The sequence below is a fragment of the Halopseudomonas yangmingensis genome, assembly GCF_900114825.1.
Classification (GTDB): domain Bacteria; phylum Pseudomonadota; class Gammaproteobacteria; order Pseudomonadales; family Pseudomonadaceae; genus Halopseudomonas; species Halopseudomonas yangmingensis.
Genome location: NZ_FOUI01000006.1, coordinates 65770 through 83506, shown reverse-complemented (window position 1 = coordinate 83506; position 17737 = coordinate 65770). Strand labels below are relative to the sequence as shown.

15 protein-coding genes and 1 other RNA gene are annotated in these 17737 nt (G+C 62.5%); 1 reads left to right on the top strand and 15 read right to left on the bottom strand.

The window, feature by feature from the left end:
• Positions 1–6 precede the first annotated feature (6 nt).
• The 15 genes from BMZ23_RS07625 to rsmI form a co-directional block, all read right to left on the bottom strand.
• Positions 7–873, bottom strand: coding sequence for a cell division protein FtsQ/DivIB (locus BMZ23_RS07625; RefSeq protein WP_093474961.1), 867 nt, complete (start codon positions 871–873; stop codon positions 7–9).
• A gap of 10 nt (positions 874–883) precedes the next feature.
• Entirely contained in the window at positions 884–1801 is a 918-nt protein-coding gene (locus BMZ23_RS07620; RefSeq protein WP_093474958.1) for a D-alanine--D-alanine ligase, read from the bottom strand.
• Positions 1801–3213 (bottom strand): UDP-N-acetylmuramate--L-alanine ligase, encoded by a 1413-nt coding sequence (gene murC, locus BMZ23_RS07615; RefSeq protein ID WP_093475165.1) that lies wholly within the window; start codon positions 3211–3213, stop codon positions 1801–1803. Before murC ends, BMZ23_RS07620 begins: the two co-directional genes overlap by 1 nt.
• A 31-nt stretch (positions 3214–3244) precedes the next feature.
• Positions 3245–4318: an undecaprenyldiphospho-muramoylpentapeptide beta-N-acetylglucosaminyltransferase gene (murG, locus tag BMZ23_RS07610; protein WP_093474955.1), complete on the bottom strand. Its 1074-nt coding sequence runs from the start codon at positions 4316–4318 to the stop codon at positions 3245–3247.
• A complete protein-coding gene (gene ftsW, locus BMZ23_RS07605; RefSeq protein ID WP_425431673.1) occupies positions 4315–5484 on the bottom strand; it encodes a putative lipid II flippase FtsW in 1170 nt (389 codons plus the stop codon). The genes murG and ftsW overlap by 4 nt, the downstream gene beginning before the upstream one ends.
• A gap of 5 nt (positions 5485–5489) precedes the next feature.
• Positions 5490–6839 carry a UDP-N-acetylmuramoyl-L-alanine--D-glutamate ligase gene (murD, locus tag BMZ23_RS07600; RefSeq protein ID WP_093474949.1) on the bottom strand — a complete coding sequence of 450 codons (1350 nt, stop codon included), beginning with the start codon at positions 6837–6839 and terminating at the stop codon, positions 5490–5492.
• 10 nt (positions 6840–6849) lie between these two features.
• Positions 6850–7932, bottom strand: a complete 1083-nt coding sequence (gene mraY / locus BMZ23_RS07595) for a phospho-N-acetylmuramoyl-pentapeptide-transferase (RefSeq protein WP_093474946.1) — start codon at positions 7930–7932, stop codon at positions 6850–6852.
• 1 nt (position 7933) lies between these two features.
• Entirely contained in the window at positions 7934–9304 is a 1371-nt protein-coding gene (locus BMZ23_RS07590; RefSeq protein WP_093474943.1) for a UDP-N-acetylmuramoyl-tripeptide--D-alanyl-D-alanine ligase, read from the bottom strand.
• Positions 9301–10749: a UDP-N-acetylmuramoyl-L-alanyl-D-glutamate--2,6-diaminopimelate ligase gene (locus BMZ23_RS07585; protein WP_093474940.1), complete on the bottom strand. Its 1449-nt coding sequence runs from the start codon at positions 10747–10749 to the stop codon at positions 9301–9303. Before BMZ23_RS07585 ends, BMZ23_RS07590 begins: the two co-directional genes overlap by 4 nt.
• Complete coding sequence (locus BMZ23_RS07580; protein ID WP_425431672.1) at positions 10746–12473, bottom strand: peptidoglycan D,D-transpeptidase FtsI family protein; 1728 nt, start codon at positions 12471–12473, stop codon at positions 10746–10748. Before BMZ23_RS07580 ends, BMZ23_RS07585 begins: the two co-directional genes overlap by 4 nt.
• Positions 12473–12766, bottom strand: coding sequence for a cell division protein FtsL (gene ftsL / locus BMZ23_RS07575; protein WP_093474935.1), 294 nt, complete (start codon positions 12764–12766; stop codon positions 12473–12475). Before ftsL ends, BMZ23_RS07580 begins: the two co-directional genes overlap by 1 nt.
• A complete protein-coding gene (gene rsmH, locus BMZ23_RS07570; RefSeq protein WP_425431671.1) occupies positions 12763–13704 on the bottom strand; it encodes a 16S rRNA (cytosine(1402)-N(4))-methyltransferase RsmH in 942 nt (313 codons plus the stop codon). The genes ftsL and rsmH overlap by 4 nt, the downstream gene beginning before the upstream one ends.
• On the bottom strand, positions 13701–14153 hold the full coding sequence (gene mraZ / locus BMZ23_RS07565) for a division/cell wall cluster transcriptional repressor MraZ (RefSeq protein ID WP_093474929.1): 453 nt from the start codon (positions 14151–14153) through the stop codon (positions 13701–13703). Before mraZ ends, rsmH begins: the two co-directional genes overlap by 4 nt.
• Positions 14154–14456: 303 nt before the next feature.
• Positions 14457–14810: RNase P RNA component class A (rnpB, locus tag BMZ23_RS07560), an RNA gene on the bottom strand.
• An 89-nt stretch (positions 14811–14899) separates the two neighbouring features.
• A complete protein-coding gene (gene rsmI / locus BMZ23_RS07555) occupies positions 14900–15751 on the bottom strand; it encodes a 16S rRNA (cytidine(1402)-2'-O)-methyltransferase (protein ID WP_093474926.1) in 852 nt (283 codons plus the stop codon).
• 178 nt (positions 15752–15929) lie between these two features.
• Here rsmI and BMZ23_RS07550 point away from each other — a divergent pair, with 178 nt between their 5' ends.
• Complete coding sequence (locus tag BMZ23_RS07550) at positions 15930–17735, top strand: penicillin-binding protein activator (protein ID WP_093474923.1); 1806 nt, start codon at positions 15930–15932, stop codon at positions 17733–17735.
• The last annotated feature ends 2 nt before the right edge of the window (positions 17736–17737 follow it).

The following is a 17737-nucleotide window of genomic DNA, read 5'->3' as shown; positions in this document are numbered from 1 at the left end:
TTGCCACTACTCCGCTTGGTTTCCGGCATCGGCCGGGGTGCGCCAGGTCACCGCCATGCCGTTGCTGTAGCGCAGGTCCACCTGCGCGATAAGTTCACGTCGGTCGGCCAGCAAATGCTGGTCGATAGTCAGAAATCGTTGCAGCTTGTCGACCAGCTGATCGCGCCCGAACAGCATCTGGATGCCGTCCTGGGTGGTCAGGAACCAGCTGCCCCGCTCGCGCAATTCCAGCGCGGCGATGCTGTGACCGTGGCTGCGCAGCATGCGGTTAAGCTCCTGGTACTGCTGCATCACCTTGCGCTTGTTGCGCTGCGGGCCGTCCAGCCGTGGCAGGTCGGCAAATTCGCTGATGTCACCGGGAGTGAAGGTACGCCCGGCATTGTTCAGCAGCGCTGTATCGCCCCAGCGGGCCACCGGCAGGTGCTCGTCAATACGGATCACCAGCTGGTCAGGCCACACCCGTTGCAGGGACACGCTGGCAACCCAGGGCATCTGCGCCAGATCCCGTTGCAGGGCATGTAGATCCAGTGTCAGAAAGCGACTGTCCAGATACGGCTGAATCACCCCTTGCATGGCGTTACGGTCGATATACTGCAACTCGCCCTGCACGCTGATCAGTGCTACCGGCCGGTCGGCCAGCGGCCACAAACGGGTGCCCAGCTCATACAGACCAACCCCCAGCAATACCAGCAGCAGCGGCCACAGCAGCTCCCGCGAACGCTTCAGCAACGGCTGCGGCGATGGCAGGCTGAACCGCAAGCGCTGGCTCAGCGGCTTGCGCGGAGCCGGCGGTGCAACACGCACAGCGCCACGGCTGGCCGGCTTGCGCCGCCCCGCCCCGCCCTGCATGCCCTTGACCATCGGCCCGATCATTGTCTGTGCCTCAGCGGTGGGCACCGGCCAGAATGGCCAGTACCAGTTGGGTAAAATCCATTCCGGCGGCGCGAGCCGCCATGGGTACCAGGCTGTGATCAGTCATGCCGGGTACGGTATTGACTTCCAGCAGCTGGAAATTGCCCTGAGCGTCCTGCATCACATCTACCCGGCCCCAGCCACGGCAACCGACCGCCTCGAAGGCCGCCAGGCACAGCTGTGCCAGCTCCGCCTCACGTTCGGCATCCAGGCCGCAGGGGCACAGGTAACGGGTGTCATTGGCCAGATACTTGGCGTCGTAATCGTAAAAGCTGTGACTGGTCTGCAGGCGGATCGCCGGCAGGGCGCGTCCGTCCAGGATTGCCACGGTAAACTCGGCGCCAGTAATCCACTGCTCGACCAGCACCTGACTGTCATACCGGCGGGCGTTGTCCCAGGCTTCACGCAACTGCTCCAGAGTCTCCACCCGGGCCATGCCGATGCTTGAACCTTCGTGGATCGGCTTGACGATCAGCGGCAGTCCGAGTTGGTCGATAATCGCCTGGCAGTCGGAAGATTCCTCCAGTACCGCCCAGGCCGGGGTCGGCAGTCCCACGCCACGCCAGAGGAGTTTGGTACGCAGCTTGTCCATGCCCAACGCCGAAGCCATCACGCTGCTGCCGGTATAGGGCAGTTGCAGGCTTTCCAGCAGCCCCTGCAGGCTGCCATCCTCGCCACCGCGACCGTGCAATGCGATAAATACGTGATCGGGCTTTTCGCTCAGCAGACGCTGCGCCAGATCTTCACCGGCATCGATACCAAAAGCGTTCACCCCGGCACCCTGCAGGGCTTCAAGCACCGCACGACCGGACTTCAGTGACACCTCGCGTTCTGCGGAACGGCCACCGTACAGCACTGCCACACGCCCGAAGGACGCTGCCGCAACCATCACACACTCTCCCCTTCGTTCAGTTTGCCCTGGGCCAGCGCTTCGGCCAGCTGGACGGCCAGCGCGCCAATATCACCGGCCCCCTGTGCCAGCAGGATGTCGCCGGGCTGCAATACCGCACGCAACAGTGGCAGCATGTCGGCATCGCGCTCGACGTAGATCGGATCCAGCTTGCCGCGCTGGCGAATGCTGCGGCACAGCTGCTTGCTGTCCGCACCGGGAATGGGTTCCTCGCCAGCCGGATAGACCTCCATCAACAGCAGCGCATTGGCTTCATCGAGTACCTGCACGAAATCCTCGTAGAGATCGCGGGTACGGCTGTAACGGTGTGGCTGGTAGATCATCACCAGACGCTTGCCCGGCCAGCCGGCGCGCACGGCCTTGATGACTGCCGCCACTTCACGCGGATGATGGCCGTAGTCGTCGACCAGCATCACTTCGCCCTCGCCCACGGGGAAATGTCCGTGAACCTGGAAGCGCCGGCCAACGCCCTGGAAGGTGGTCAGGCCTTCGATAATGGCCGCATCGCTGATCAGCTCGTCGGTGGCCACGGCAATCGTTGCCAGGGCGTTCAACACCATGTGCTCACCCGGCATGTTGACGAAGGCGCGCAGCGGCTCGCGACCTTCACGCAGTACGGTGAAATGAGTCTGCATGCCGTGCTGCTCGATATCCACGGCACGCACATCGGCATCATCCGAGCGCCCGTAGGTGATCACCTGGCGATTCACCTGCGGCAGTATCTCGCGCACCACCGGGTCGTCGATGCACAGCACTGCCAGACCGTAGAACGGCAGGTTGTGCAAAAACTCGACAAAGGTGCGCTTGAGCTTGTTGAAGTCACCGCCATAGGTCGCCATGTGGTCGGCATCGATATTGGTGACAATCGAGACCATCGGCTGCAGGTGCAGGAAGGAGGCATCGCTCTCGTCCGCCTCGGCGACCAGATAGCGGCTTTCGCCCAGCTGGGCATTGGTGCCGGCGCTGGTCAGCTTGCCGCCGATCACGAAGGTCGGGCTCAGGCCCTCGGCGGCCAGAATCGAGGCCATCAGGCTGGTGGTGGTAGTCTTGCCATGGGTGCCGGCTACGGCAATGCCATGCCGGTAGCGCATCAGTTCGGCCAGCATTTCGGCACGCGGCACCACCGGAATGCGCTTGTCGATAGCTGCAGCCACTTCCGGGTTACTCGGGTTGATGGCGCTGGACACGACCAGCACATCCGCCTCGGCCAGGTTCTCGGCACGGTGACCAATATCGATCCGCGCACCGAAGCTTTCCAGCCGCTGGGTAACCGCCGAGCGCTTGAGGTCGGAACCGGATACCTGGTAGCCGAGGTTCATCAGTACTTCGGCAATGCCGCACATGCCTGCACCACCGATGCCGACGAAGTGGATACGGCGAATCCGCCGCATCTCCGGCAGGGTAAAGGTTGCCTGCGGGCGCTTAGTGATCACGGGCCACCTCCAGACAGGCGCGCACCACGTCGGTGGTGGCGGTCGGCGAGGCCAGCAGGCGGGCTTGGTCGGACATCTGCTTAAGTGTCTCCGGATGGGTAAACAGGAATTCCAGGCGCCGCGCCAGGTCTTCAGCGGTCAGGCCGCGTTGCGGCAGCAGTTCGGCAGCACCGTGCGAGGCCAGATGGCGAGCGTTGGCAGTCTGGTGGTCATCAATCGCATGCGGCAGTGGAATCAGTAGCGCGGTACGACCGGCTGCCGCCAGTTCGCTGACCGTCAGTGCGCCGGCACGACAAACCACAAGGTCTGCCCACTGGTAGGCACCGGCCATGTCGCTGACAAAGGGCTCGACAAAAGCCTGTACGCCGGCATCGGCATACAGCTCGCGGGTCGCCTCGACGTGCTGCTTGCCACACTGGTGAACCACCTCGGGTCGCAGGGTCGTCGGCAGCAGGGCCAGCGATTGTGGCAGCAAGCGATTGAGCGGCATGGCGCCCAGACTACCGCCCAGTACCAGCAAGCGCGGGCGGCGCTGGCCATCCCAGGCTTGCGGCTTGACCGAGAAAATCTCCTGGCGCACCGGATTACCGGTACTGCGACGCCGCTCGGAGTCGGCAAAAGTGCCAGGAAAACCTTCGCAACGGCGGGCGGCAAGACGCGCCAGCAGCCGGTTGCTGGTGCCGGCCACGGCGTTCTGTTCGTGGATCACCAGCGGAATACGCTTGAGCCAGGCGGCCAGACCGCCAGGGCCGGTGACATAGCCGCCGGCACCCAGCACACAGACCGGCTGCAGCTGGCGCAGCAATCGCAGCGACTGCAGCAGTGCACGGATAATGCGTACAGGCGCCTTCAGCAGATCCAGCATGCCCTTGCCACGGATACCCTGGATATCGATGAAATGGATCGGCAAACCGGCCTGAGGCACCAGATCGGCTTCGATGCCGCGCCGCGTACCCAGCCAGTGCACCTCGTAGCCCTGCTGTTGCAGTTGCAGGGCGCAGGCCAGTGCCGGAAACACGTGTCCGCCGGTACCACCGGCCATTACCAGAATGCGCGCGCTCATGCGCCACCTCCCTGTTCCGCCTGTCGCCGTTCCCAGTCAATCCTCAGAAGGATGCCCAGGCTGATGCAGCAGACCACCAGTGAGCTGCCGCCGTAGCTGAGAAATGGCAGGGTCAGCCCCTTGGTCGGCAGCAGGCCGACATTCACACCGACGTTGATGATGATCTGGCCGCACCACATGATGGCGATGCCATAGGCCAGATAGGCAGCAAACAGTCTTCCCGCGCGCTCTGCCCACAGGCCGATATACAGGCTGCGCAGGGCCAGATGAATCAACAGGGCAAAGGCCAGCAGGGCACCAATCATGCCCAGCTCCTCGGCAATCACCGCAAACACAAAGTCGGTATGTGCCTCGGGCAGATAGAACTGCTTCTGGATGCTGTTACCCAGGCCTACGCCAAACCATTCACCGCGGCCAAAAGCGATCAGCGCCTGGCTGAGCTGGTAACCGGTACCGAAGGGATCTTCCCAGGGGTTGGAAAAACTGGTCAGCCGCTGCAACCGGTAGGGTTCGTACAGAACCAGTGCCACGGCACAGGCGGCCAGTCCGGCAAACAACAGGGTAAAGCGTACCAGTCCGACTCCCCCCAGAAACAGCATGGCCACAGCAGCACCCAACAGCACCACGGTGGCACCGAAGTCCGGCTCCAGCATCAGCAGTACGGCCATCGGGCCCAGCACCATGAACGGCTTGACGAAGCCCAGCCAGTGCTCCTGAACCTCGGTCTGGCGATGCACCAGATAACCGGCCAGAAACACCACGGCAAACAGCTTGGCCAACTCCGAAGGCTGGATATTGATCGGCCCCAGGGCAATCCAGCGCCAGCTGCCATTGACTTCACGACCGATACCCGGCACCAGCACTGCCACCAGCAGTATCACGCCCAGCGACAACAGCAGAAAGCGCGAGCGTTCCCACACCCACATCGGCACACAGAGCGCACAGAACAGCGCAACCACTGCAATCACCAGGTAGATCATCTGGCGGATCATGTAATAGAAGGGATTACCCAGCTGGCCGGCGGCGACCTCCATGGAAGCCGAACTGACCATTACCAGCCCCAGTCCCAACAACGCACAGGCAGTCACCAGCAGCGGCATATCGAAAGCAAACCGGCGCTCTCCGCGTATCGGCTGCAGCACCTGAGCAAGATTGTCGAGAATCAGGGCACTCATGTGGGCAATCTCCGTACGGCGGCAGCGAACACCTGACCGCGTTCCTCGAAATTGCGGAACATATCCAGGCTGGCACAGGCCGGCGACAGCAGCACCGCATCGCCAGAGCGCGCACGGGCGGCCGCCTGCAGCACAGCTTCGTCCAGGCTGTCCACGCGCACCATGGGTACGCTGCCATACAGCGCCTGCTCCAGCAGCGCGGCATCGCGCCCGATCAACACCAGCGCGCGGCAATAGTCGGCAACCGGGCCGCGCAGCGGCGCAAAGTCGGCACCCTTGCCGTCACCACCGGCAATCAGGATCAACTTGCCGGTCATGTCCTGCCCCAGTCCCTCGATGGCAGCCAGCGCAGCACCCACATTGGTCGCCTTGGAGTCGTCGTAGAAGTCGACGCCGGCATGCCGGAGCACCCACTGGCAGCGATGCGGCAATCCGGTAAAACCACGCAGGGTATTGAGCATGCTGTCCATCGGCAGTCCGGCGGCCTGCCCTATCGCCAGTGCGGCCAGCGCATTGGACTGGTTGTGTGCGCCGCGGACTTTCAGCGCACTCACGGGCATCAACGCCTTGAATTCGTAGGCCAGCCAGCGCTCGCCGTCCTGCTCGATCAAGCCGAAGCCGTGCCGATCCGGACGCGACAGGCCGAAGGTCCAGCATGGCAGCTGGTCAGACACCAGCGGCCGCGACAGCGGATCATCGCGATTTACCACCACCTGGCGAGCCCCACGGAAAATCCGGTGCTTGGCCTGATGGTAGGCTGGCAAACCCGAATAACGATCCATATGGTCTTCACTGATGTTCAGCACAGTGGCCACTTCGGCGTTCAGGCAGTCGGTGGTTTCCAACTGGAAGCTGGAGACTTCCAGCACATAGAGCTCGGCATCCTGATCCAGCAGATCCAGCGCCGGCGTACCCAGGTTGCCGCCCACCGCCACCCGCTTGCCAGCCATCTTGGCCATCTCGCCAACCAGCGTGGTAACGGTGCTCTTGGCATTCGAGCCGGTAATGGCGACGATCGGCGCCTGTGCCTCGCGGGCAAACAGCTCGATATCCCCGACCACCGCCACGCCAGCCGCACGGGCGGCGGCAATCGCCGGGGAGCTGATGGCGATACCGGGGCTGACAATGAGTTCATCGGCGGCACAGAGCAAGACCTGATCCAGCTCACCCAGATAAATATCAGCCATCGGCGCAAAGCGCTTGAGCTGCGCCAGACCCGGCGGCTCGCTGCGGGTATCGCAGACGGCAAACGGCATCCCGCGGCCGGCCAGATAGCGGGCAACCGAAAGCCCGCTGCTGCCCAGCCCGATGATGATCCGCCGCTTGTCCGTACTGATCAGTGACACTCGCAATTCCTCAACGCAGCTTCAGACTGGCCAAACCGATCAGCACCAGGATCACGGTAATGATCCAGAAGCGCACGATCACCCTTGGCTCGGGCCAGCCCTTGAGTTCGAAATGGTGGTGGATCGGGGCCATGCGGAACACCCGCCGGCCAGTCAACTTGAACGAGGCCACCTGTACGATCACCGACAGGGTCTCGACCACGAAGATGCCACCCATGATGAACAGCACGATTTCCTGGCGCACGATCACCGCAATCACGCCCAGCGCAGCGCCCAGCGCCAGCGCGCCGACGTCACCCATAAAGACCTGGGCCGGATAGGTGTTGAACCAGAGAAAGCCCAGGCCGGCGCCGATCAGCGCACCGCAGAAAATGATCAGTTCACCCGCACCCGGCACATGCGGGATCAGCAGGTATTCGGCGAAACGGATGTTGCCCGACAGGTAGGCAAAAATTCCCAGCGCCGCCCCCACCATTACCGTCGGCATGATCGCCAGACCATCCAGACCATCGGTCAGGTTGACCGCATTGCTCGAACCGACGATCACGAAGTAGGTCAGCACCACGAACAGGATGCCCAGCTGGAACTCCAGCTGCTTGAAGAACGGCACTATCAGGGTGGTTTCTACCGGCGTCTTGGCGGTCATATACAGCACAACCGCAGCAATCAGGCCGAACACCGACTGCCAGAAGTATTTCCAGCGCGACGGCAGGCCACGGGAGTTCTTTTCAATCACCTTACGGTAGTCATCGACCCAGCCAATCGCACCGAAGCTCAAGGTCACGCCAAGCACTACCCACACGTAAAGATTGGACAGGTCTGACCAGAGCAGCGTACTGATGGCGATGGACACCAGAATCAGCGCACCACCCATGGTCGGCGTGCCCTTCTTCGACAGGTGCGACTGTGGGCCGTCGTTGCGTACCGATTGGCCGATCTGGCGGATCTGCAGGGTGCGGATCATCCAGGGACCCAGGAGCAGCGCCATCGCCAGTGCGGTCAACACGCCCAGAATGCCGCGCAGGGTCAGGTACTGGAATACCGAGAACCCGGTGTGGAACTGTTGCAGGTACTGGGCCAGATACAGCAGCATGTCAATCCGCCTTGTGTTTGTTGTTATCGGTGAGTTGTGCCACAACCTGCTCCATACCGGCGCTGCGCGAGCCCTTCACCAGTACCCGGGTGCGTCCATCCAGCCGTTGCAGCAATGCCTCGGCCAGCGCCTCGCGGCTGGCAAAGCTGTGCCCGCCGTCGCCAAACGCCTGTGCCGCCAGGGTGGCCAGCGGGCCACAGGCATACAGGCCATCCAGGCCGCGCTGACGGGCCAGCTCACCCACCTCGCGGTGTGCCGCCTGCTCCCACTGCCCCAGCTCACCCATGTCGCCCAGCACCAGAATGCGCGTGCCATCGAAGCCGGCGAGCAATTCAATGGCCGCCGCTACCGATCCGGGATTGGCGTTATAGCTGTCATCAATCACCAGCGAACCGGCACGTCCGGCCAGCCCTTGGGCACGTCCGGCTACCGCTTGCAGGTTGGCCAGACCACGGCGGACTTGCTCCAGCGTACAACCCAGAGCCAGTGCCGCCGCTGCCGCCGCCAGCGCATTACCGATGTTATGGCGGCCAAGCAGGTTGAGCTGCACGGTGATCGAGCCCTGTGCGGACACCAGCAAAAAACCCGGACAGCCACGCGCATCCAGCTCAACCGACTCGGCACGCAGCTCGGCGGTCTGGTTATGCAGGCTGAAGGCATGGCAGCGCCGCTCGCCCAGCGTCTTGTGCCAGGTCTCAAACCAGGGGCTGTCCAGATTCAGCACCACGTCACCGTCGCGGCGCAGCGCGGTAATGATCTCGCCCTTGGCCCGGGCAATGTTTTCCGGACTACCGAAACGGCCTACATGCGCCATACCGGCATTGGTAAGAATGCTCAGGTCGGGATAGGCCAGCGCCATGCTGCGGGCAATATCACCCAGCTGGGCGGCACCCATTTCCACCACGGCGAACTGGTGTTCCGGCTGCAGTGACAACAGCGTCAGGGGAACACCCAGTTCATTATTGAGGTTGCCACGGGTAGCCAGTACCGGACCACGCGTGGCCAGAATCGCAGCGAGCATTTCCTTCACGGTGGTCTTGCCGCTGGAGCCGGTGATCGCTACCAACGGCCCGCCATAGGCCTTGCGTGCCAGCGCGCCGAGCTGACCCAGCGCGTACTCGCAATCGTGCACCAGCAATTGCGGCAGCGGGTCATCCACCGGATGTTCGACCATGGCTGCCACGGCGCCAGCCTCACGGGCGGCGCCAACAAAGTCATGCCCATCCACACGACTGCCTGACAGGGCGACGAACAGCGCGCCGGGCTGCAGGCAGCGGGTGTCTATGGCAACACTGTCAAAGGTCGCATCAGCGCCCTGCAGACGGCCCGGCAGTGCGGATTCCAGTTGCGACAGCCGCATGGCTTCGATCATGCCGTTTCTCCCCGTGCAGCCAGTGCCGCCTGTGCCTGTTCGATATCGCTGAACGGATACTTCACGCCGGCGATCTCCTGATAGTCTTCATGCCCCTTGCCAGCCAGCAGAATCACGTCTGCGGCGTCTGCCTGCAAAATGGCCTGGCGGATCGCCTGACCACGATCGGCTTCAACCGGCTGCGGCTTGCGCAAGCCGACAAGAATGTCGTCGATGATCTGCTGCGGTGCCTCGCTGCGCGGGTTGTCGCTGGTGACCAGCACGGCATCCGCGCCGGCCTCGGCAGCTTCCGCCATCAGTGGTCGCTTGCCGCGATCGCGGTCACCGCCACAGCCGAACACACACAGCAGGCGTCCGCGGGTATGGGCGCGCAGTGCCGCCAGCGCGTTGTGCAAGGCATCCGGCGTATGCGCATAATCCACCACCACCAGCGGCAGACCATCACCACCCAGCCGCTGCATGCGCCCAGCCGGCGCCTGCAATTGCGCCAGCAACGGCAGGCACAGTTCGATCGGTCGCTGCAGGGCCAGCAGCCCACCCAGTACCGCCAGCAGGTTGTACAGGTTGAAACGCCCGAGCAGCGGGCTATGCAGGGTATGACTGCGACCCTGCCAGTGCACCCGTGCATGGATGCCATCGGAATCGAAAACCAGTTGGTCGGCAAATAATTGTGCCTGCGGCTGCTGCAGCGAATAGCCGATCACCGGCACCTGGCAGCGTACCGGCAGGCTGGCACCGAATTCGTCATCCAGATTGATCACGGCCGCTTCGATTGGCTGCTCGGTGAACAGACGCGCCTTGGCCTCGCCGTAGCTGTGCATATCGCCGTGGTAATCCAGATGGTCGCGACTCAGGTTGGTGAACAGCGCCACGCACATCCGCACCGCCGCCACCCGTTGCTGGTCCAGCGCATGGGAAGACACCTCCATGCTGACCCAGCGCGCGCCCTGTTGCAGCAGTTCAGCCAGTTGGCGCTGTACGCCGATCGGGTCCGGAGTGGTCATCCCGTGCGACTGCAACTGGCCAGGCATGCCGCTGCCCAAGGTGCCAATCACGCCACACGGCTCGCCAAGCAGTTGCAGGGCCTGGGCCAGCATCTGGCTGACACTGGTCTTGCCGTTGGTGCCGGTTACACCCAGCACTCCAAGCTGGCGCGACGGCTCGCCATGGAACAATCCGGCAAGCGCCGACAGCCGGCGGCGCAGGCCCGGCACGGCAACGGCTGGCACACCCGGATCACAACAAAAGCCATCAGCGGACTCATAGGCCACCGCTCGGGCACCGGCGGCTACCGCCTCGGTGATATGCCGACGACCATCACTGCTGGCACCCGGCAACGCCAGGAACAACCAGCCCGGTTGCACGGCGCGGCTGTCCAGCGTCAGGCCGTCCAGTGACTGGTCGACACCACTCCATTCAGGGAACAACTGGCGCAGGCTGGTCATCCGCGCACCCCCTTGGCCGGCAGCGGCAATTCAACCTGTTGCAGTGGCGGCAGATCATCCGGCACCACATTCATCAGGCGTAGCGCACCCGCCATTACCTGACCAAACACCGGTGCAGCCACCAGTCCGCCGTAATAGCCGCCCTTGGTTGGCTCATCAATGACCACCACCGCGGCAAACCGCGGATTGCTGATCGGCGCCACACCGGCAAATACCGAGCGGTAACGATCCCGCGCGTATCCGCCACTGGCGTCGGTCTTGTGTACAGTGCCGGTCTTGCCGCCGATCTGGTAACCGGGTACCCGGGCACGACCACCGGTACCCCCTTCACCATCCACGGCGGCACGCAGCATATCCAGAAGCTGCTGATTGACCTGGGGCGGAATCACCTGCTCGCCTGTGGCTGGCCGGTCGACCTTCAGCAGAGACAGCGGCACCTTGCGACCCTGGTTGCCAAGCGCGGCATAGGCCTGGGCAAGCTGTGTGGCGGTCACCGACAAACCGTAGCCGTAGGACAGCGTGGCCGTTTCAACCGGACGCCAGCGGCGATGGTTGGGCAGGTTGCCAACGCTCTCGCCGGGGAAACCAAGTCCGCTGAACTCGCCCAAGCCAAGCTGGGCAAGCATTTCCCGCAAAGGTTCGGCACCCACATCCAGGGCAATCTTGGCCACACCGATATTGCTCGATTTCATCATCACCCCGGTCAGGTCGAGCACACCGTAGTTGCGTACGTCACTGACGGTCATGGTCGCCACCCGCATGCGGCCGGGACGGGTATCCATCATGGTATTGGGCTGATAGCGGCCGGACATCAGACCAACACCCACGGTAAAGGTCTTGATCGGCGAGCCCGGTTCGAACACATCAATCAGCGCACGGTTACGCATGGCCTCCGGGCGCAGGTTGGTACGATTGTTCGGGTTGTAACTGGGCTGATTGGACATGGCGAGAATTTCACCGGTACGCACATCCACCAGCACCAGTGAGCCGGCACGTGCACCAAACTCATCCAGTGCCTTGCGCAACTCGCGGTGCGCCAGATACTGCAAGCGCAGATCGATCGACAGCATCAGATCGTTTCCAGGCCGGGCATTGCTGACCACCTGCACATCCTTGATCAGCCGGCCGCGGCGATCCTGCAGCACCTGACGGCGGCCGGGTACACCCTTGAGCCAATCGTTGTAAGTCAGCTCCAGGCCTTCCTGCCCCTGTTCGTCGACATTGGTAAACCCAACCACATGGGCAGACACCTCGCCGGCAGGATAAAAACGCCGCTGCTCTTCAATGCTGTATACGCCAGGCACCCGCAACTGGATGACGGTCTCGCCGTCTTCGGGCGTCATGTGCCGCCGCAAATAGATAAATTCCCGACTGGCATTGGCCTCAAGGCGCTCGCGTAATACCGGCAGACTGATGCCAAGGGCCGTGGCCAGTTCAGCAAAACGCTGGGGGTGCTCATTGAGCTGACGCGGGTTGGCCCACAAGGTGGTAACCGGTGTACTGACTGCCAGGGGCGCACCATTACGGTCAAGAATCTGGCCGCGGTGGGCAGGGATGACGGTATGGCGAACGCTGCGCTTGTCGCCCTGATTTTTCAGGAAGCCTTCGTCAAGCAGGTGCAAGTCAACAATGCGCGCAACAATCGCCACGCACATGATCCCGAGCATTCCGACCACTACCCGGAAGCGCCAGGGATATTGGCTGCCGTTTGACGGAATACGCATCATGGCTTCACCAGAATCACTTCGTCAGGGCGCGGTACACGCATGCCCAGCTCACGGCCGGCCAGCGTTTCGACCCTGTTGTGTGCGGTCCAGGTGCTTTGCTCCAGCACCAGACGCCCCCATTCAGCATGGTGTTTTTCCCGCTGGGTCATGTCAGCGGCCAACTGGTTCAACAGCTCACGACTCCAATGGGTGCTGTAGGTCACTGCCAGTGCCGAGACGATCACCAGAAGCCAGGCCAGCAGCAACAGGCCGCTGCCCTTGGGCAGTCCACGGTTGGCTGCGGCGCTCATAAGTGACGCTCCGCCACACGCAGCACCGCACTGCGGGCACGCGGATTGGCTGTCAGCTCGGTTGCCGAGGGCTTGATGGCCTTGCCAATCAGCTTCAGACGCGTGGCAATCTGGTCCTGACGGATCGGCAGATCCCGCGGCACCGGTGCGCCCTTGGCTTCGCGACGCATGAACTGCTTGACCATGCGATCTTCCAGCGAGTGAAAGCTGATCACTGCCAGACGCCCGCCCGGTGACAACATCGCCACCGCCGCCTCAAGACCTGCCGCCAGATCTTCAAGCTCACGGTTGATATAAATGCGGATACCCTGGAAGGCACGGGTAGCCGGATGCTTGTGCTTTTCCCAGGCCGGATTGGCCTGTTTGATAACGTCGGCCAGATCAGCGGTACGGGTGAACGGCTGCTGCTCCCGGCGCTCGACAATCGCTCGCGCCATGCGCCGGGAGAATCGTTCCTCACCGTAGGTGTAGAGCACGTCGGCAATCTCGCTTTCACCGGCACTGTTGATCCATTCGGCAGCACTCTGGCCACGATCCGGATCCATGCGCATATCCAGCGGCCCGTCCTGCATAAAACTGAAACCGCGCCCGGCGTCATCCAGCTGCGGGGAGGACACGCCCAGATCCAGCAGGATGCCATCCACCTTGCCGGCCAGCTCACGCAGACGCAGCTCATCGGCCATCTCCGCAAACGACCGCTGCACAACGACAAAGCGGCCGTCTTCGGCCGCCAACCTGGAACCTTCGGCAATGGCCTGAGGGTCCTTGTCGAAGCCGATCAGCCGCCCCCCCGGGCCCAGCCTCTCGAGTACCGCCCGGCTGTGTCCGCCCCTGCCAAAGGTGCCGTCCACATACAGGCCGTCAGGACGCACGGCCAGTCCTTCGACGGCCTCGTCCAGCAAAACGCTGGTATGTGTCAATTCGACTTGCATGGTCACAGACTCAAGTTGTGCAGTTCAGGTGGCAGCTCGCCGCCCTGAATCTGCTCCAGATAGGCATTGGTGGTAGCTTCCCAGGCGTCCTCGCTCCACAGCTCGAACTTGGTCAACTGGCCAACAAGCATGACTTTCTTGTCCAGATTGGCGTATTCACGCAGGCGTGGCGGCACGACAAAGCGGCCATTGCCGTCCAGCTCGATCTCGCTGGCATTACCGATCAGCAAGCGATTCAGCGCCTTCTGCGCCGGATGCATGTTGGGAACCAATTTGAGCTTTTCTTCAATGGCATGCCATTCGGGCAGCGGGTAGATCCACAGGCAGCGGTCCTCGATGCCGATGGTAGCCATCAGCTGGCCGGCGCACTGCTCTACCAGCTGGTCGCGATAACGCGCCGGCATGGCAAGCCGCCCCTTGGCATCCAGACTGATTCCGTTGGCTCCCCGAAACACCTGCTGACCCTCGTTATTGGACTATCCCTGCCAAAAAATCCCACTTTGTTCCACTTTCCACCACCACGGCACACTATAGAAATCACGCAGGCACAGCGTCAAGCTGCCAGAGAACAGAAAAACCCTTGCAGGCCAGAGAGTTAGCTTGAATCAGGGAGAAAACGACAGAGAATTGACAACAAAACATCAATCAATAGAGAGGGATGCACTTACAACTTAAAGTGAAGTGTTAAGAGTAAGATTTTTTTGCTCTAAAAAAGAGGGGAATCAAGCAGGCAACCACAGGGAGTCATTGCCGAAAAAAAATGGAGTTGGCCTGTAAGCCGGGTTCTGTCGAGGACAGTCATTCCTCTACGACTGCCATCACTGACAGCCTCTAGCAACCTACCCGAACCCAGCGCGGGCCACGCCAATGGGTTCCTATTTGGTCTTGCTCCGAGTGGGGTTTGCCGTGCCACGAACTGTTGCCAGTCGCGCGGTGCGCTCTTACCGCACCCTTTCACCCTTACCTGATCCCCTTGCGGGGCCATCGGCGGTCTGCTCTCTGCTGCACTTTCCGTAGGCTCGCGCCTCCCAGGCGTTACCTGGCACTCTGCCCTGCGGAGCCCGGACTTTCCTCCCTGCCGCACGCGGCACAGCGACTGTCCGGCCAACTCCAGCGGCAAGACTATCTGCTGAAAGGCCCTCCGGCAAGCCCTATCAGCGAGACTGATGGCCAATTACAGCCAAGCGCAGAAGCTGATACGTCAATCGCTCGCCTGCATCGTCAATGCCTGCTGATACAAGCGGTTCTTCTTCACGCCGGTGATACGTGCCGCCAGTGCCGCCGCCTGCTTGACCGGCAACTCCTCCAGCAATACCGTCAATACACGCAGGGTTTGACTGTCGAGCTCGCTGTCATCGGACACGACCGGCGCACCCTCGACCAACAACACACATTCGCCACGCTGCTGATCCGGGTCATCGCGCACCCAGTCATGCAGCTCGGCCAGCGGCAATCCACGGATGGTCTCGAACGTTTTACTGATCTCGCGCGCCAACACCACCTGACGCTCGCCGCCCAGCAGGTCGCGCAGATCGGCCAGACACTCGAGCAGCCGATGCGGCGCTTCGTAGATAATCCAGGTGCGCGGTTCGGCAGCCAGCGCTTCGATTCGCTGACGCCGGCCACTGCTGCGTGCCGGCAGAAAGCCCTCGAAGGCAAAACGGTCCGAAGGCAGACCGGCAGCACTCAGCGCAGCAATCAGCGCGCAAGGGCCGGGTACCGGAGAAACCCGCACCCCGGCCTCACGGGCCTGGCGCACCAACTGGAAGCCCGGGTCCGAGACAAGCGGTGTGCCCGCATCGGAAATCAGCGCCAGATCATCCCCTGCGAGCAAACGCTGTACCAGCGAATGGCTGCGCTCGCGCTCATTGTGGTCGTGACAGGCTGTCAACGGAGTAGCAATACCGTACTCACGCAGAAGTCGCGCGCTGTGACGGGTGTCCTCTGCGGCAATCAAGGCCACCGAGCGCAGCACCTCCACAGCGCGCGCGCTGATATCCTGCAGATTGCCTATCGGCGTGGCGACTACAAACAGAGTTCCACTGGCATTCATTGTCTGGCTCCACGACGGCAAAGTGTCGATTCTACCTGCTTGGCGCGCCCCATGGCGCAACATTGCCAACCAGTGCACAGCTCCCCGGGCATATAACATGGCGATTGTCCCCGGCTCTGATAAAATGCAGCACTGATTGACTATTGATGCCGTCTCTTCCGCGCAAGGATTTTCGCGAATGCCCAAGCTACCTGCCACAGCACTGCTGGCTCTGGCCATCACCCTCGCCACCAGCGGCTGCTCATCGCCGCCCCGACAGCTGGATGACCTGCCACGCACGCCCCAGGCCTCGGTTGAGCAGATCCTGCAGGATGCTTCCCGACGCAAAGGCCCGGAAGCCAACCTGCTGCGCCTGCACGCCGCCCAGGCCGCGCTGAACAACGCTCAGCACCAGCGGGTAATGGAAATACTTGCGCAAGTCCCCCAGTCGGAACTGCCGGCAGACCAGCAGATCCGTTTCAGCGAGCTGCAGGCCAGCGCGGCATTGCTCGGCGACCGCCCCAAGCTGGCATTACGCGCCATCAGTCATGCCTCACTGCAGCAACTTGATCAACGACCGATGGAAGAGCAGTTGCGTATCCAGTTGCTGCGCGCGGATGTATTTGAAGTCAACAAGCAACACCTTGAAGCCGCCCGCGAACGGATATTCATCGATGCCCTGCTGCCAGCCGAACGCCAGCCGGGCAACCGAGCCGGCATCTGGGAAAGCCTGCGCCAGCTCCCCGTCGCCACACTCGCCAGCGAGCGCGGACGCAGCGGCAACGAAATGGACGGCTGGATCGAGCTGGCACTGATTGCCGGCCAGGCCGGCAATCTTGACCTGCAGGTGCGCGAGATTCAGCGCTGGCAGGGCGAGAACAACCGTCACGCCGCCGCCATGCATCTGCCCGGCGAGCTCAGCGAACTGCTGGAGCTGCATGCCCGCAGGCCGCAGCGCATTGCACTGCTGCTGCCTCTGCAGGGACAGTTGAGTGCGGCCGGTGAGGCGCTGCGTGACGGCTTTCTCAGCGCCCAGTATCAGGCCTTTGCCGAAGGCTTTGAGCAGCCGGAAATCCGGCTCTATGACAGCAGCCAGTTCAACGACACCGACAGCTTTTATCACCAGGCAATAGCCGACGGCATGCAGTGGGTCATTGGACCGCTGGAGCGCGACCGGGTCAGTCAGCTTGCCCGCAGGGACAGCTTGCCGTTGCCGACACTGGCCCTGAATTACAGCGAGCAGGCCGGCGCTCCGGCCAATCTGTTCCAGTTCGGCCTGGCTCCGGAAGATGAAGCCCGTTCGGCCGCCCTGCGCGCCTGGGCGGACGGCCACCGCAGCATGGCCATTCTGAGCAGCAATAGCGACTGGGGACAGCGCACCCAGCATGCCTTCCGTGAGCAATGGCAGGCTCTCGGTGGCCGGGTTGTCGGTCACGAATTGCTTGACCAACCCACCACCATGGCCAACCAGATCGGCCAACTGCTTCAGATCCGCCAGAGCGAGCAACGCAACACACGCATACAGAGCCTTCTGGGTAACGAGATTGCAGTACAGCCGACACCTCGCCAGGATATAGAGGCGCTTTTTGTTGCCGCCACACCGCAGCAAGCGCGTCAACTGATGCCAACGCTGGCCTTCCAGTACGCAGCAGACCTTCCGGTATATGCCACCTCGCACGCTTTCCAGTATGACGCCGACAGCAGCCAGATGGCCGATCTGGACGGTATCCTGATTGCCGAAACACCCTGGTTGCTGAGTCGTAGTGACAGCCTCTACCCCAAGGTCACCAGCCATTGGCCGCAGGCCAGCGGCCCGCTGGGCCGACTGTATGCCATGGGCATTGATGCCCAGCGTATTTTCAGCCGCCTGCCACAACTGCAAAGTAACGAGAGTCTGCAGTTCAGCGGCGCCACCGGGCTGCTGTCACTGCCGGAAGACGGACGCATCCGCCGAGAGCTGGACTGGGGCGTTATCCGCAACGGACGCCTTGGCGCCATCGACTGAGC